This window comes from Mesorhizobium sp. WSM4820 (assembly GCF_055811075.1).
This window is the reverse complement of the sequence record NZ_JBVVQN010000001.1, coordinates 344,415-360,600: the sequence shown is the minus strand read 5'-3', so window position 1 is coordinate 360,600 and position 16,186 is coordinate 344,415. Positions and strand designations below refer to the sequence as shown.

Genomic DNA, 16,186 nt, shown 5'->3' with positions numbered 1-16,186 from the left:
ATGAGCAACCGTGCTTCAAACGGAAGCCGGATTCCAGGGTTTGTTGGTGCGCACCATAGCGTTGAGGGTTGTGATGAGCTTGCGCATGACGGCGACGATGGCGACCTTTGCTACCTTGCCGTTGGAGCGCAGCCGCTGGCGGAAAGTGGCGAAGACGGGGTTATGAACTCCGGCACTGAGCGCGGCCATGTAGAGGACGTTGCGGACAGGCTCGCGGCCACCCCAAATGCATCGCTTGCCTTTGAGCTTGCCGCTGTCATGGTCATAGGGGGCGAGCCCGACCAGGGCGGTGATCTGCCGGTTGGACAGGCGACCCAGTTCGGATAGCAGCGCGATCAGTGTGGCACTCAGGACCGGACCGACGCTGGGCGTGGAACGCAGCAGGCGGTCGCGCTGAGCCAGAGCGGGATCGGCCGCAATTGCTTGGGCAATGCGTTTGTCGAGTAGCAGGATATCGGCACTGAGCCGGGTCGCACGCCGCTTGGCCAGGCGCTTGAGAGCAGCATCGCGCACGTGCTCGGCCTGATTGTTGACGCGGCTGAGCTCGGCCTGGAGCTGGCGCCGTGCCGTGACCAGTTCGATCACCAGTTGCAGGCTTGGATCGAGCTCCACCGGATGCACTGGTAGCGTCGCCAGGAAGCGGGCGATCAAACGGGCATCGATGCGATCGTTCTTGGCGTTGATGCCGGCTGCACGCGCGAACTGGCGCAGCCTGTGCGGATTGATGCGACGCACCGGAAGCCCTGCTTGCCACAGCGCCTTGAGTACAGCGCGTTCATAGCCGCCGCTCGCCTCAAGACCGATGGCACCGATCTCGTTGTCCGACAGCCGCTCGACCAACGCCGCATAACCGGCTTCGGTGTTGTCGACTGTGAACAACTCCCCTGTTTCCAGAATGGCCACGTCCAGTCGATCCTTGGCCACATCGATGCCGACATGAAACGCAATTTGTGTCATCCTCTGATCCCTTCCTTGCTGGTGCGGGGTCGAACCCTGGCAACCGTTCGGGCTATGGAAGATGCGACGGAGCTCCTTGCTCAACCACGGACTCATACCAAGGGGTGTACGGGCTTCCGCCGCAGCGGGTGATCCGGTCATGACCCGGGTCACCCGCCAACCCGATCATGCATGATTCGAGAGACACAAGGGGTGTTCCAGCTTGGCACCAACAGCACTCCGTCCAACACCCCTCAACCGTCTTGGCGCTGCGCGCCAATCCACCTTCTCCCACAAGGGGAGAAGGAAGAAGAGGCGCATTGCCGCCAACCATCCACCGCGTTATCTCAGGCGACCCTGTCTGCCTCAGGCGACCCTGTCTGCCTCAGGCGACCTGCCTGCCTAACGCGACCTTCTGCCGGAGCCTCCCTATGCCCGAAATCGTCACCGCCGCCATGCTCGTCATCGGCGATGAGATTCTGTCCGGCCGCACCAAGGACAAGAATATCGGCCACCTCGCCGACATCATGACGGCGATCGGCATCGACCTTAAGGAGGTGCGCATCGTTGCCGACGAGGAAGACGAGATCGTCGCCGCAGTGAACGCCCTGCGTGCCCGCTACACCTATGTCTTCACCACCGGCGGCATCGGCCCGACGCATGACGACATCACCGCGGATGCCATTGCCAAGGCGTTCGGCGTGCCCTGCGACTACGACGCCAAGGCCTATGCCATGCTGGAAGCGAGCTACGCGGCGCGCGGCATCGAATACACCGAGGCGCGCAAGCGCATGGCGCGGATGCCGCGCGGTGCCGACCATATCGATAATCCGGTGTCGATCGCGCCGGGCTTTCGCATCGGCAACGTCCATGTCATGGCCGGGGTGCCGTCGATTTTCCAGGCGATGCTCGACAATGTCTTGCCGACGCTGAAGGCGGGCACCAAAATGCTGTCGGCCACTGTGCACTGTCCGTTCGGCGAAGGCCTGGTCGGCGGACCGCTGGGCGGCATCCAGAAGGCGCACCCGGACACGATCATCGGCTCCTACCCAAAATATGGCGACGGCAAGTTCTGGACCGAGCTGGTCGTCCGTGCCCGCAGCCAGCAAGCGCTGGACGCCGCCCGCGCCGATGTCGAAGCGATGGTCGCAAGGCTCGCCAGCGCGGCCAGCTGATCTAAAGCGCGTCGCGTCTAAGAGGATTCATGCGACGCGCTTTAGGTTTCTTGTCTTTATGTATGTCGTCATCCCAAATCCGCTGCGCACCCTCGTGCCCGATTGTATGCTTTTGGGCGACATGCATTAGCCGGAACCAAGCATGGTGCAGTGACGTTTCATGCGGGCGAGTTTCGATCGCCCGTGAATTGAGGGGTTACCATGCGATTCAAGACCATCGTCGCCATACTGCAGAACGAACAGGACGCGGAGCGCGTGCTCGAATGCGCCATTCCGCTTGCCGACAAGTTCGAGAGCCATCTCATCGGCATTCATGCCGAAGCGCTTCCCGTCCCCTACACCTCGGCCACAGGCTTTCCCGACACCGAGTTCCTGCAGGTTTCGGCCGACATGAACAAGGAGCGCGCTGAAAAATTGCGGGCGGTTTTCCTCCGGCATGTCGAGGAGTCCGGCCTGTCCTTCGAGTGGCGCAGCCTTGAGAGCTTTTCCGGAGACAGCGCGCTGACCGGCATCCCAACCGTTCGTACCGCGGACCTGATCATCGCCGCGCAGCGCGAGACGGGCGGCGATCCGAGCGCCGACGTCGACACGCTGGTCTACGACGCCGGCCGGCCGGTGCTGGTCGTGCCGCACTCAGGCCCGCTCGTCACCAGCTTCAAGCATGTGCTGCTCGCCTGGAACGGCAGCAAGGAAGCGGCGCGCGCCGCCTTCGACGCCCTGCCCTTCATCATCGAGGCCGAAAAAACCGATATTGTCGTCATCGACCCGCCGGATACGCTCGACGAGGCCCCGGAGGCGGCCGGCGCCGAAATCGCCGCCGCCCTGTCCAGGCATGGCGCCACGGTCAGCGTCTCGGTGCTGCAATCGGCCGGCCACTCGGTCGACGAGGTGATCCAGACCAGGGTTGCCGAAACCGGAGCCGACCTGCTCGTGCTCGGCGCCTACAGCCATTCCTGGCTGCGCCAGTTGCTGTTCGGCGGGGTCACGCGCACGGTGCTGCGCACAGTGCCGGTGGCAGCTTTCCTGTCACGGTAAGTCGACAAGCGGCAAGTCCACAGGCGGCAAGTCCACAGGGATCGCCTGCCGCCGCCACTTGCCAACGCCTAGGCTTTCCAGTTAATTCCGCGCGCATTCCTTCAGGTGTCTGCGCGCATTTTCGCGCGCTGCGGAGTGCGCAAAAATGTCCCTTCCCGAAAAGGCCTTTCCCGTCTCGTGGGATCAGTTCCACCGCGACGCGCGTGCGCTCGCCTGGCGGCTTGCCGGCGCCAACAAAGGCCAATGGAAGGCGATCGTCTGCATCACCCGCGGCGGCCTGGTGCCGGCCGCCATCATCTCGCGTGAACTCGGCATCCGGGTCATCGAGACGGTTTGCGTCGCCTCCTATCACGACTATGCCAGCCAGGGGCAGTTGCAGGTGCTGAAGGAGGTCACGCCGGCACTGCTCGCCGATGACGGCGCCGGCGTATTGATCATCGACGACCTCACCGACACCGGCAAGACCGCGGGCATCGTCCGCGCCATGATGCCCAAGGCGCATTTCGCCACCGTCTACGCCAAGCCGAAAGGCAGGCCGCTGGTCGACACCTTCGTCACCGAGGTCAGCCAGGACACCTGGATCTATTTTCCGTGGGACATGGGCTTCACCTACCAGAAGCCGATCGCCGACGACCACGCCGGCTGATTCGCGGCAACTGCTTTTCTTCCGAAACATGCCGGCGCGGACTGCTTGCCGGCGCACTTCTTGAAAGAGTGCCGCGGCGCACGATATTCCTGAATCGACGTCTCGTGTGTGGTTAACTCGCGCGTATGAGGTTTTTTACTTTTATTGCTTATGATTGGCCGTAAGATTCACGAGACGGCAAGTGATTCTGGAGGCTGGGGCAAGCTTCTACGATGTTGACGAGGCCAGTAACGCACAACCATTTGGCCGAAAGGGTCCAGCGGCTCTTCGGCGCAGCGCCGTGCCGTCTGCAGGTTGCAGCGTTGCCCTGGCGCGATACCGGGCATGGCGTCGAGATCATGCTGATCACCAGCCGCGATACCGGTCGCTGGGTGCTTCCCAAGGGCTGGCCCGAGGCCAAGGAACTGCTTTGCGAAGCGGCGGCGCGCGAGGCCGGCGAGGAAGCCGGACTGCGCGGCACGGTCTCCCACCACGAAGCCGGCCGCTACTTCTATGCCAAGGCATTGGCTTCCGGCGAGGAAGTGCCTTGTGAAGTCCTGGTGTTTCCGCTGCGGGTCGACAAGATCGCCGACCGGTGGAAGGAAAAGCGGTCGCGCACCCGCAAATGGGTTAGCCCAGCCGAGGCCGTGCGCATGGTCAACGAGCCGGACCTTGGCCAGATCATCGCCTATTTCTGTGCCGACCCGCACCAGTTCTCCTGAGCAAGCATAGACTCACCGGCCAAAGCCGCATCACCGGCGATGTTCTTTGGCAAAGGGAATCGATTTGGCCACTCCAGCTTTGGCATGCGTTGTCCGGCTGATGGCCTGAACGTGGGTAAAATCGAAAATCCTGCGGCCACTTCTATCCCCGTTATCCACATATGTGACACACAAGATGTTGGGGTCACAAAACCTACGCAAACGAATCCTTGACGGCGCAAAACGAGTCGCCTTTTATAGGTCATGCGCTCCTGTTGAGAGCGCGACCGGAAAGTTTTGAGCCCGGTCTTTTTTCCCGGATTATGTGCGTTTGGCCGCATTTCCGCCCTGGCTACGGGGCCGGCGGAGGCGTCGGGATTGTGGGGTCTTTGGGGGACGAAAAGGGAAAATGTCGGACTGGAATAAATTGTCTGTTAATACTATATTTAGTGTTTGCAGGCAGGTTCGACGCTAGATAATGTGTAGTTCCCTCGATTGAGGGAGTCGCAAAAAAGTTTCAGTCTTGAGGGACCCGCAGGGTCCGTCGGCGCGTTGGACGGCTACTTCGCAAGGAGTTCGACCAGCAGGGCGGGCGGAGCCTCGTGAAAAGGAGCCGGCCGTTTTCGAACGCCGGCAGACGGCGGACATGTGCGTTTCGCAATGGGGGCAGAAATCCCCTGGGAAAGGCGCTATATCTAGACACAAAGGGATAGGACCAATGCGCATCGAGCGTCGTTTCACCAAGCAAGGGCTAGCAGGTCAAGAACGGGTGGCTTATGCGGAGATCGAATTCCGCAAGGCGCTTTCGGAGATCAAGAATCCGGATGGCTCGGTGGTGTTCCGCTTGGACAATATCGATGTGCCGGCGCAGTTCAGCCAGGTTGCCGCCGACATCCTGGCGCAGAAGTATTTCCGCAAGGCCGGCGTACCGGCACGGCTGAAGAAGGTCGAGGAGAACGACGTTCCCTCCTTCCTGTGGCGCTCCGTCGCCGACGAGGCCGAGCTGGCAAAGCTGCCGGAGGCCGAGCGCTACGGCTCCGAGACCGACGCCCGCCAGGTCTTCGACCGCCTCGCCGGCACCTGGACCTATTGGGGGTGGAAGGGCGGCTACTTCAAGTCGGAGGAAGACGCGCGCGCCTTCCGCGACGAGATCGCCTATATGCTGGCCACCCAGCGCGTTGCGCCGAATTCGCCGCAATGGTTCAACACCGGCCTGCACTGGGCCTACGGCATCGACGGCCCGAGCCAGGGCCACTTCTATGTCGACCCGTTCACCGGCAAGCTGACCAAGTCGAAGTCTTCCTACGAGCATCCGCAGCCGCATGCCTGCTTCATCCAGGGCGTGCAGGACGATCTCGTCAACGAAGGCGGCATCATGGATTTGTGGGTGCGTGAAGCGCGGCTGTTCAAATACGGCTCCGGCACCGGCTCCAACTTCTCGTTCCTGCGCGGCGAAGGCGAAAAACTGTCCGGCGGCGGCCGCTCGTCCGGCCTGATGAGCTTCCTCAAGATCGGCGACCGCGCGGCGGGCGCCATCAAGTCGGGCGGCACGACGCGCCGCGCTGCAAAGATGGTCATCGTCGACGCCGACCATCCCGATATCGAGGAGTTCATCGACTGGAAGGTCAATGAGGAGCAGAAGGTCGCTTCGCTGGTCACCGGCTCGAAGATCGTCAAGAAGCACCTCGAAGCGATCATGAAGGCCTGCATCAACTGCGAAGGCCAGGACGACGATTGCTTCGACCCGGCGATCAACACCGCGCTGAAGCGTGAGATCAAGCTGGCCAAGAAGGACGGGGTGCCGGAGAACTACATCTACCGCGTCATCCAGTTCGCCAGGCAGGGCTACACCTCGATGTCGTTCAAGACCTACGACACCGACTGGGATTCGGACGCCTACCTCACGGTTTCGGGCCAGAACTCCAACAATTCGGTCTCGCTGAAGGACGATTTCCTGCGCGCCGTAGAGCAGGACGGCGACTGGCATCTCACCGCCCGCAAGGACGGCAAGGTGATGAAGACGCTGAAGGCCAGGGATCTGTGGGAGAAGATCGGCTATGCCGCCTGGGCGTCGGCCGACCCAGGCCTGCACTTCAACACGACGATGAACGACTGGCACACCTGCGCCGCGGCCGGTGCGATCCGGGCGTCCAACCCGTGCTCGGAATACATGTTCCTCGACGACACCGCCTGCAACCTGGCCTCGATCAACCTGCTGCCCTATCGCAACGCCGACGGCACCATCGACATCGCTGCCTACGAGCACACGGTTCGGCTGTGGACCATGGTGCTGGAAATTTCCGTCATGATGGCGCAGTTCCCGTCGAAGGAGATCGCCAAGCTCTCCTACGAATACCGCACGCTCGGCCTCGGCTACGCCAATATTGGCGGCCTGTTGATGACCTCGGGCATTCCCTATGATTCCGACGAGGGCCGCGCCATCTGCGCAGCACTCACCGCAATCATGACCGGCACCGCCTATGCCACTTCGGCCGAAATGGCCGCTGAGCTCGGCGCCTTCCCCGACTACGACCGCAATGCCCAGAACATGCTGCGCGTCATGCGCAACCATCGCCGCGCTGCCTATGGCGACAGGGACGGCTACGAGAAACTCGCCGTCAACCCGGTGCCGCTGGTCGCCTCCGACCTGAAGCAGCCGGAGCTTGCCGCCCATGCCAAGGCTGCCTGGGACCGCGCCATCGAGCTCGGCGAGGAGCATGGCTACCGCAATGCGCAGGCGACCGTGATCGCGCCGACCGGCACGATCGGCCTGGTCATGGATTGCGACACCACTGGCATCGAGCCCGATTTCGCACTGGTGAAATTCAAGAAGCTGGCCGGCGGCGGCTATTTCAAGATCATCAACCGCGCCGTCCCTGAAGCGCTGCGCACGCTCGGCTATTCGGAAAGCCAGATCGCCGAGATCGAGGCCTATGCGGTCGGCCACGGCAACCTCAACCAGGCGCCTGCCATCAACCCCGGCTCGCTCAGGGCAAAGGGTTTTACCGACGACAAGATCGCGGCGCTCAATGCAGCGTTGAAGTCGGCCTTCGACATCAAGTTCGTCTTCAACCAGTGGACGCTGGGTGCCGACTGGGTGAAGGAGACGTTTGGCTTCACCGACGAGCAGCTCAACGATTTCTCGTTCGAGATGCTGCCGGCGCTCGGCTTCTCGAAGAAGGACATCGAGGCCGCCAACATCCATGTCTGCGGTGCGATGACCCTCGAGGGAGCACCATTTCTGAAAGACCAGCATCTGCCGGTGTTCGACTGCGCCAGCCCGTGCGGCAAGATCGGCAAGCGTTCACTGTCCATCAACAGCCACATCCAGATGATGGCGGCAGCGCAGCCCTTCATCTCCGGCGCCATTTCCAAGACCATCAACATGCCTAACGACGCGACGGTGGAAGACGCCAAGGGCGCCTACATGCTGTCGTGGAAGCTGGCGCTGAAGGCCAACGCGCTCTATCGCGACGGCTCGAAACTCTCGCAGCCGCTCAACGCCTCGCTGCTTGCCGACGTCGAAGACGACGAGGACGATGCCGTCGAGCAGCTGATCGCCGCACCGGCTTCACAGCGCGCCGTGCAGGTGACCGAAAAGATCGTCGAACGCGTCGTCGAACGCCTTTATCGCGACCGCGAAAAGCTGCCGAACCGCCGCAAGGGCTATACCCAGAAAGCGGTCGTCGGCGGCCACAAGGTCTATCTGCGCACCGGCGAATTCGACGACGGTCGCCTCGGCGAGATCTTCATCGACATGCACAAGGAAGGTGCGGCCTTCCGGGCGATGATGAACAACTTCGCCATCGCCATCTCGCTCGGCCTGCAATATGGCGTGCCGCTCGAGGAATATGTCGAAGCCTTCACCTTCACCAAATTCGAGCCGGCGGGCATGGTGCAGGGCAACGACGCGATCAAGAACGCGACGTCGATCCTCGACTACGTGTTCCGCGAGCTTGCCGTATCCTATCTTGCCCGCCACGACCTCGCCCATGTCGACCAGTCGGATTTCGACAAGACCGCGCTCGGCCGCGGCATCAACGAAGGCAAGGCGACGCCGTTCTCGAAGGGCCTGACCCGCGGCGTCTCGCCGGTCAAGCTGGTATCGGGCATGGGTGCCGACCCCAAGGGGTTCGGGGGTTCAAGCCCCTCTCCCGCTCCCACTCGCTCGGCGCCGACGGCGTTCTCAGGCTCCAACGTGCTGGCGCTGAAGCCGGCCAGCGACGAAGCCATCGCCTATAAGCGAGACTACGAGGAGCGGGCGAAGGAACTGGTCGAGGACATCGTCTACGAGGAGGCAACCGACCCGACTGGGCTGTTCACCGACGAGGCCGCGAAAGAAGCGGCCGAGGCCAAGGCGCTTGCGGCTACAAGGCGCCAGCAATCCCTGATGCAGGGCTACACCGGCAACGAATGCTCCGAATGCCACAATTTCACGATGGTGCGGAACGGCACGTGCGAGAAGTGCGACACCTGCGGCTCGACGAGCGGGTGCAGCTGAGGACTGATGCCGCCTCGGCTTATGGTCCGCGAAGTCATTCGCCCAGCACCATCGTCACGCCGATCGCCGACATTCGAGCTTGGCTCCCCCTTCTCCCCTTGTGGGAGAAGGTGGCCGAGCGAAGCTCGGTCGGATGAGGGGTGCTCCAGCTTGGCAAAACCGCGCCCCGTCCAGCACCCCCCTCAACCGTCTTGGCGCTGCGCGCCAATCCACCTTCTCCCACAAGGGGAGAAGGCAAGACCGCGCTATTACCGCCACGACTGCAAACTCTGGTCGCCGACATAAGCGATGATGGCGTCGCAGACGGCGTCCAGATCCCGCAGCACGTCGTCGTTCCAGAAGCGCAGCACACGAAAGCCCCTTGCGTCAGGCAGCTTGATCCGCCCAACGCGAGATCAGCGGCCGAAAGAGCGTGACCAGCCTGTTGGCACGTTCGCGCAGCCATTCACGCTGGGCGATGTCATCGACAAGTTCCGCTTTTGCCACGGTGAGGCTGACCTGCCCCTTGTTCGATCCACTCGGATCTTGCTCGAACGTCAGTGGAAGACCGCTTTCCTGCCTGAGAGCGTCGGCCTGCCGGTCGAGCCATTCATAAAACGCAAAGCCCTCATCATCTGACAGTGCGAGAAACAGTCCCAGCTTGTCCCGGCTTCTGTAAGCCGTCATCCATTTCACGGGTTCCGGCAACGGAACTCGAACCCAGTTGTTGCCGCCGTGCCGCGGAACTGGCTGGTCGGGGTGGTCGAACTTCACTGTGTCAATGAACGATTGCCAGAATAACCGGTTAGATGCCCGCTGTTTGGCCTGCTCGGGATCGACCACCTGTTCGCTCGCCTCAACTACGTCGTCGCCAGTTTCCTCGATGCGCAACGGTCGGCCCGCCTCTGTCATCAGCACGCGCTGCTGAATGACCTCCGTCCTGACTGGAACGGAAGGAACAATCAGCGTGCGGTCTTGGTCGTCTTTCCAGAGCTGGATTTCCAGCAAGGAGAATCGCGCCGCGGCCAGGCCAGAGGCGTTCAAATGATCGGAAATCGCGTGAAGGTCGGAGCGGATGCCGTCACCTGCTACGATCAGGTGGAAATCGCCGAGGTCAAGCGAGCGAGAGACCGCATCGACGAAAACGCTCTCATCCAGGTCCGGCCACTTCTGCTTCGCAAGTTCATGTATGGGATTGGCAGAAGAGCGCCGTGGCGTGCTCTGGCGCACTTTTGCAGTGAGGTCACCGTAGGACAATCCGCGGGCGAGCGCGGCATATTCAAGTATCTGGGCGATCACCTCGCGGCGTGCTTGGGGATTGCGCCAAAGCTTGCATTCGACCAGGACCAAGCGTCCGGATCGGCTGATCCCAAGAATGTCCAGAAAAACGACACCGCCTTCGCGCGCCAGCGGCAACTCCCGAACAATGGGAACGAAAGCCCCCGCGTCCGCTTCCATTCGGTCGAGAATGACCAGATCAGGACGTGCAAACAGCAGCGTCTGCAGCCACTTCTCATCCTGCGCGCCTTCGCCAGCGCGAAGGCGCGTACGAGCGTTGCCCGTCGCTTTCGACCAACATTGCAACCAATTTGAACCCCCGCAACCGATATCGAAGCGACATCATGCGTATCCGTTGTTGTCAATGAGCGTCCGCTGGTTCAGAGGTCGGAAAAGTGTGAATTGGGCAAGGGCGCGTCTAATGGCGAACGAGAGCGTGCGGCTGGTAGCGTGGAATTGTGCTGGAGGGGTTTCATCGAAAAGCAAATGTCCTGAACGCTCATGCCCCTGATATCGTCGTTCTCTCCGAAGCATCGAAAGACTGCGTATCCCTCATCGGCGGAGAAGCTTCCGGTGCCTGGATCGGCTCACACCCTGGATACGGCTTGGCCGTACTGGGGATGAACGGATGGAAAATCGAGACCATGGAAATTGCGGTCGAGGAGTCGCTCTTTCTCCCCGTCAGGGCCGTTCGAGGTTCGGAGCAGCTATATCTGGTCGGGCTCTGTGCCAAGAAGAATGGCGACTACGTTGCACCGACGCTTAGGGCGCTGTCCAAGCTATCAGCCTTCATCTCCGAAAAAGGCGCGATCCTAGCGGGTGATTTCAATCAATCGGTCAAATTCGATGCAAAGAGAGGTCCTGCCGCACATTTCGGTCGGGTGCTGGATGTCCTTGAAAGCCTCGGCGTTATCAGCGCGTGGCATCATACTCGCGACGAGAAATTCGGTTCGGAGACATCGTCCAGCTACTTCCATCGCTGGCAACAAGGACATGGCTCCCACATCGATTACGCATTTGTACCGCGAGGATTCGCGATTTCGTCAGCAAGGCTGGGTACTTACGATGACTTTGTCGCGGCCGGATTGAGCGATCACGTGCCCCTCACGGTAGACCTGAAGCTGTCAAACGGTCTGCCATGCTAGAACTTGAAATCCCGCAAAGCGCGCCACGCCTTCAGTCGGCGGCTCAGGTTCCGCGGAAACCCGCCGCGCATGTCATCAACGAAAACAGCCGCAGCGAAGATTCTGCGGCTGTTGTCGGATTGTCCGTCAGGGAAAGAGTCGAGCGGCCGAAACGACCCCACCCCGATCCGCTTCGCGGATCGACCCTCCCCTCAAGGGGGAGGGAAACACCCTCAGTTCACGGCGCTGATGTTGCCCAGGCGTAAAAACAGCGTTTCGCCGGAAGAATCGTCGACGCCGTCATTGTCGGTGGCGACGAAGATGTCGCCGTTCTTGTCGATGGTGAACCCTTCGACCTTGTCGATGACATAGCCGTTGGTGGCTGATTTCAGGTCGCCGACGATGTCGCGCACCAGCGTCTTTTCGACCAACGGCAGGTCGCCACCAAGCTTGGCCGGTTTGAAGGCGTCGAGCGCCACCGAATAGATGCGCTTCACCTTGGCCAGGTCGCCGATCTGGTTGTCGCGTTCGAGGATGTAGAGCTTGCCGTCATGCGTGGTGATCTCCGACAGGCCCATCCAGCCAGCTTCGGTCGCTTCGAGCGGGTAGCGTACCGCCGACCATTCCTTGGCCTTGGGCTTGTAGGCCAAAAGCTTGACCTGGCCCTTGGGGTCGTCGGCCCATTCGCGCTGGACAGCCATCACCAGCGTCAGGTCGTCGCCTTCGCCGATCGCGGTGATGCCTTCGAGACCGAAGCGGCTCTGGTGGGCGAGCAGTTCCATCGGGAAGCCGATTTCCTGCTTGATCTCGCCCTTGTCGTCGACGCGCAGGATGGCGTGCGGGACGAGCTTTGCCGGATCGCCTTCATTGGCCAGCCAGAAGCCGCCTTCACCGTCGGCGACAAGACCCTCGATGTCGATCTTCTGTGCAGGGTGGCCATCACGCATGACGATGGTCTTGCCGGTGATCAGCGCCGGCGTCTGGGTTGCATCGATCTCGAAGATCGAGGGCGCGTTGGCGTAGAACGAGTCCGAGGCAGCGAACAGCTTGCCGACAGCGTCGCCGGCGGCGAGTGCTGAAAGCGCGCCCCAGCCGAGCGGCGTGCCGTCTGCCGTGGGCTTTGCCGTGATCATCGGGTAAGTGGCGGGACCCTCGGAGCGCTCGTAGATCATCACGTGCGAGCGGGCGAGCCCGTCCTCGACCAGGTCGGCCTCGTTGGCGGTGACCAGGAGATTGCGCGACGGGATCGCGACCAGGCCCTCCGGACTGATGCCGGACGGCAGGATCTGGACAAACCCTGGCTCCGCACCGGTGTCCTTGTAGACGCCGACAACGGAGCCACGCTCCGAAGCGACGAACAGCAGCCTGTCCTCGCCGAACGTGCCGGTCTCGAGACCTTCCGGCTCGACGCCCTTCTTGTTGCGGTCGTCGGGATAATGGCCGGCATTGGCGACCTGGTACTCGAAGGACGAACCGGATTCGTAGAGCACCTCGCCCTTCTTGCTGAAGATCGTGAAACCGCGCGAGCCGCCCTTGTAGTCGCCTTCGTTGGCGACGGCGAGGCGGTCATTGTCGAGCCATTTCACGGCGTCGGGCTCGCGCGCGACATTTTCGATCTTGCCATCGAAGGACAAGGCGCCGTTCTTCCTGGTGTCGATCTTGTCCAGCGTGGCGGAGCCTGCGGAGAAGTGGGTGACGATCGCAGCGGTTTCGGCGTTGACGATGGCGATGTGGTTGTTTTCCTGCAGCGTGACCGCGATCTCGCCGGCCTCGTTGAAGGCAACGAATTCCGGCTCGGGATCTTCCCCAGCGACTTCGGCAATGCCCGCCAGATTGACGGTCTTCATCGTCGCGCAATCAGGCTGGCCTTCGGCAAGCGTGAAAATCCTAAGGTCGCCCGCCGGCATCTGCGGAATTTCTCCGTCGTTCAGATCCTCGTCGCGCTCGTTCTCGATGGCGATGGCCAAAAACTTGCCGTCCTTGCTGAACGCCAGCGAGTCCGGTTGGCCGCCGAGGTCGCAAGTGCTTTCGATCGCCTTGGAGGCAAGATCGATAACGCTGAGGTTGCCCGAAGGCCTGGCTTTGCTTTCCGACGTGTTGACACCGGCCAGAACCTTGCCGCCGATGACCACAACCGAGGTCGGCTCGCCTGCTATCTTGACGATGCCGCCGGCCTTGGGCGCCTTGGGATCGGCGATGTCGATGAAGCCGACCGCACCGAGCGGGCTATCGGAATAAACCAGCGTCATGCCATCTTCGCTCGCCGTGATGATCTCGGACGAAGTCGGCGTGGTCCTCTCGACATCCGCAGGCAGGTTACCGGCGACTGCGAAGCTCGCGACCCGGTTGAACATCATGTCGGCATGGGCCGGCAGCGAAACCGAGGCAGCAAGCGCTGCCGTCAGGACGAAAAGCGCGGAATGGCGGGGCACGGGTGGCGTCTCCTGTTCGAATGGAAGCCACCTGATTGCGGGAGCGACATTTCAATGCGATGACGGATCGATGACACTTCCGCGACAGGCGGCCAGGTCCGTCAATATTCACCTCATGCTGGCCTGCGAATGGGCGCTTTCCTCGGCCGCCTACTCCGCCTCGGCCACCATCTGCCGCCCGCCAGCCCAGTTCCGCCAGGCTCTCTCGTCGCCGTGGAAGACGTTGAGGTCGATGCGGCCCCTCACCCCATGCGACAGGCCGGAGCCGGAATACTGCCAGAACACCCATTTGCGGCCGGGATAGACCTTTGACGGGTGCCGTGCCACCGCGCGCAGCCAGAATGGATAGTCCAGAAATGCGCCTCTGAGATTGTCGCGGTAGAAATCAGGCGCGGTGTAGATGATGGGCCGCTGGCCGTAGTGGCGCTCGAGCTTGTCCATGAACACCTGCATCTTCTCCAGCACCTTTTGCCGCGACGGCCGCCGCTTGCAGCTGGATTCGCCGTTCCACTCGACATCGATCACCGGCGGCAAGGCGCCCTCGACCCTCGGCACGTTGCGGATGAACCAGTCAGCCTGCTCACCAGCGGTGCGGCACCAGTAGAAGAAGTGATAGGCGCCGCGCTTGAGGCCGGCGGCGTCGGCATTGCGCCAGTTCTTCCTGAACATTGGGTCGAGGTGATCGCCGCCGTCGGTCGCCTTGATGTAGGCGAAGTTCGCGCCCTGCGCGCGCAGCTTCGCCCAGTTCACGTTGCCTTGCCAGCGCGAGACGTCGACGCCGTGAACGGCGAGGTGTCTGGGCGATGCCCTGCCGAAATTGATCGGCTTGGCGTCACGGAAACGATAGCGCTGGACCGGCTCGGCAAGGATCGGTGCTGCCCGTGCCAGCCGCTTCGGCGCCACCAGGGCAATCGGCTCGACGGGTGGCTCGATGCTTTCGGCAGGCTCCGGAGTGGCCATCGCCACAGTCTGCTCCGTCGCCTCCTCCGGCGCGAAGTCGGGTTCGACATTGGCAGCGCCGACCGACGCCACCGGCGCGGGCGGCCGCACAACCGAACTGGTCGTCTCGCTGGACGGCACTTGCAGCGCGTCGACGCCGGACGTGGACGTGCAGCCGGCAAGGCAAAGTGACGCGATCGAGAAGATGACGACGCCTGATAACCGCATCTGGACCTGTACGCAGAACACAACAGACCGAGGGCAAGACAACGCCGCCGGACAAACCAGTCCGGATTACTAACAAGAAATTACCAACAAAGTTTGAATCAAATTGTTAGGGCAGAGGGGCTGGGCAAGGCGCTCGCTCTATCACCGTAGCGGTGAGAGCCTGGAAACGCTGCAGGACCGAGAGGGCGCGAAGGATCGCGACGCCAGCAGGTCGCTGCCTAGCCGCACAACCATAGATTGTGACAGCTCTCGGCTACCATATGAGCGGGCGGGACGGAGCGGTCGGTGCCAAGGCGATCAGAGTTGGGGCGATCGGTGACGGGATTGACCGGCGCATCATCATCCCGGCGAACCTTTTCTTCGAGCAGCGAGCGAAGCTCGGCCGGCTGCACGCGGTCACGCTCCATCACCAGCTTGACCATCGGATCGCTCAAAAGCTCATCCAGGGTGTTAATTCTGTCGTTCATCCGTCGCCTCCTTCGACTGCCGACCCGCAGGCAATAGATAGGCGGCAATGATGGCTCGCCAATGACGCTTTGCCGGCTATCTCGTGTCCCGGACGAAAAAATTTGGGCACGCCTTGTGCTTGATTTCGCCTGCGCTTCGGTTCGCCTGTGCTTCAGTTCGCATGTACTTCAATTCGCCTGTGCTTCAATTCGGCGGTGGGGCGCCTTCATATTGCGGCAGTCCGTCGTCGAGCTGTACCCAGGGCTGCTTCGAGGCGGTCCAGATATGCATCTGCGGCTTGAACACGGAAGGATCGTCGAGCGAGCCGGAGGTGACGCCGATGATGCCGGCGGAATCGCGCCGGGAAAACAGCGTCGTGCCGCAGCGCGAGCAAAAGCCACGCTTGAGATCGGGCGAGGAATTCACCGTCGCCACCGGCCCGTCGATGGTCACGTCGTCGATGCGGAACAGCACGCGGGCGTTGAAGGCCGCGCCGAGCGCCTTCTGGCAAAGCCGGCAATGGCAGACGCGCTCGTTGATCGGCGCGGCCTCGGTGCGGTAGCGCACCGCCCCGCACAGGCAGCCACCCTGATATTTCGCCATTGCCTGAGCCCTCTTTCTGAAGATTGGCAGGAAGCTAGCTGCCGGGATAGGAGCGTCAATTGAAAAGCTTTGAAATGGCGCCATCTTTCGGCGTGATGCGGCAGGCGGGACTTGCGATCAGGCGCGATGCGCAACGAGCGGCGCCGGCCATCTCGCGGGAGACGGCCGGCAGGCACTTGTCAG

13 protein-coding genes are annotated in these 16,186 nt (G+C 62.0%); 6 read left to right on the top strand and 7 right to left on the bottom strand.

Annotation, left to right across the window (positions count from 1 at the left end):
* Positions 1-15 precede the first annotated feature (15 nt).
* Positions 16-1,041, bottom strand: coding sequence for an IS110 family RNA-guided transposase (locus AC0L2R_RS01795; RefSeq protein ID WP_473507541.1), 1,026 nt, complete (start codon positions 1,039-1,041; stop codon positions 16-18).
* Positions 1,042-1,367: 326 nt separating this feature from the next.
* Between AC0L2R_RS01795 and AC0L2R_RS01790 the strand changes: the two genes are divergently transcribed.
* The 5 genes from AC0L2R_RS01790 to AC0L2R_RS01770 all read left to right on the top strand — a co-directional run bounded on the left by AC0L2R_RS01790 (position 1,368) and on the right by AC0L2R_RS01770 (position 8,973).
* Positions 1,368-2,111 carry a competence/damage-inducible protein A gene (locus AC0L2R_RS01790; RefSeq protein ID WP_473507540.1) on the top strand — a complete coding sequence of 248 codons (744 nt, stop codon included), beginning with the start codon at positions 1,368-1,370 and terminating at the stop codon, positions 2,109-2,111.
* A 201-nt stretch (positions 2,112-2,312) separates the two neighbouring features.
* Positions 2,313-3,146 (top strand): universal stress protein, encoded by an 834-nt coding sequence (locus AC0L2R_RS01785; RefSeq protein ID WP_128182230.1) that lies wholly within the window; start codon positions 2,313-2,315, stop codon positions 3,144-3,146.
* A gap of 145 nt (positions 3,147-3,291) precedes the next feature.
* Positions 3,292-3,792 (top strand): xanthine phosphoribosyltransferase, encoded by a 501-nt coding sequence (gene gpt, locus AC0L2R_RS01780; protein ID WP_023798205.1) that lies wholly within the window; start codon positions 3,292-3,294, stop codon positions 3,790-3,792.
* Positions 3,793-4,004: 212 nt separating this feature from the next.
* Positions 4,005-4,493, top strand: coding sequence for an NUDIX hydrolase (locus AC0L2R_RS01775; RefSeq protein ID WP_419696901.1), 489 nt, complete (start codon positions 4,005-4,007; stop codon positions 4,491-4,493).
* Between the two features lie 697 nt (positions 4,494-5,190).
* Complete coding sequence (locus AC0L2R_RS01770; RefSeq protein ID WP_473507539.1) at positions 5,191-8,973, top strand: vitamin B12-dependent ribonucleotide reductase; 3,783 nt, start codon at positions 5,191-5,193, stop codon at positions 8,971-8,973.
* Between the two features lie 248 nt (positions 8,974-9,221).
* Here AC0L2R_RS01770 and AC0L2R_RS01765 read toward each other — a convergent pair whose 3' ends face one another.
* The gene (locus AC0L2R_RS01765; RefSeq protein WP_473507538.1) at positions 9,222-9,323 is read right to left on the bottom strand and encodes a hypothetical protein; all 102 of its coding nucleotides are present in this window, start codon (positions 9,321-9,323) and stop codon (positions 9,222-9,224) included.
* Positions 9,324-9,339: 16 nt separating this feature from the next.
* Positions 9,340-10,536, bottom strand: coding sequence for a hypothetical protein (locus tag AC0L2R_RS01760; protein ID WP_473507537.1), 1,197 nt, complete (start codon positions 10,534-10,536; stop codon positions 9,340-9,342).
* Between the two features lie 152 nt (positions 10,537-10,688).
* Here AC0L2R_RS01760 and AC0L2R_RS01755 point away from each other — a divergent pair, with 152 nt between their 5' ends.
* Positions 10,689-11,375, top strand: coding sequence for an endonuclease/exonuclease/phosphatase family protein (locus AC0L2R_RS01755; protein WP_473507536.1), 687 nt, complete (start codon positions 10,689-10,691; stop codon positions 11,373-11,375).
* A gap of 212 nt (positions 11,376-11,587) precedes the next feature.
* On the opposite strand, the gene AC0L2R_RS01750 is transcribed toward AC0L2R_RS01755, so the two are convergent.
* The 4 genes from AC0L2R_RS01750 to AC0L2R_RS01735 form a co-directional block, all read right to left on the bottom strand.
* Complete coding sequence (locus AC0L2R_RS01750; protein ID WP_473507535.1) at positions 11,588-13,786, bottom strand: esterase-like activity of phytase family protein; 2,199 nt, start codon at positions 13,784-13,786, stop codon at positions 11,588-11,590.
* A gap of 150 nt (positions 13,787-13,936) precedes the next feature.
* Positions 13,937-14,953 carry a glycoside hydrolase family 25 protein gene (locus AC0L2R_RS01745; RefSeq protein WP_473507534.1) on the bottom strand — a complete coding sequence of 339 codons (1,017 nt, stop codon included), beginning with the start codon at positions 14,951-14,953 and terminating at the stop codon, positions 13,937-13,939.
* A gap of 218 nt (positions 14,954-15,171) precedes the next feature.
* Positions 15,172-15,420: a hypothetical protein gene (locus AC0L2R_RS01740; protein WP_091591341.1), complete on the bottom strand. Its 249-nt coding sequence runs from the start codon at positions 15,418-15,420 to the stop codon at positions 15,172-15,174.
* 184 nt (positions 15,421-15,604) lie between these two features.
* Positions 15,605-16,003, bottom strand: coding sequence for a GFA family protein (locus AC0L2R_RS01735; RefSeq protein ID WP_473507533.1), 399 nt, complete (start codon positions 16,001-16,003; stop codon positions 15,605-15,607).
* Positions 16,004-16,186 lie beyond the last annotated feature (183 nt).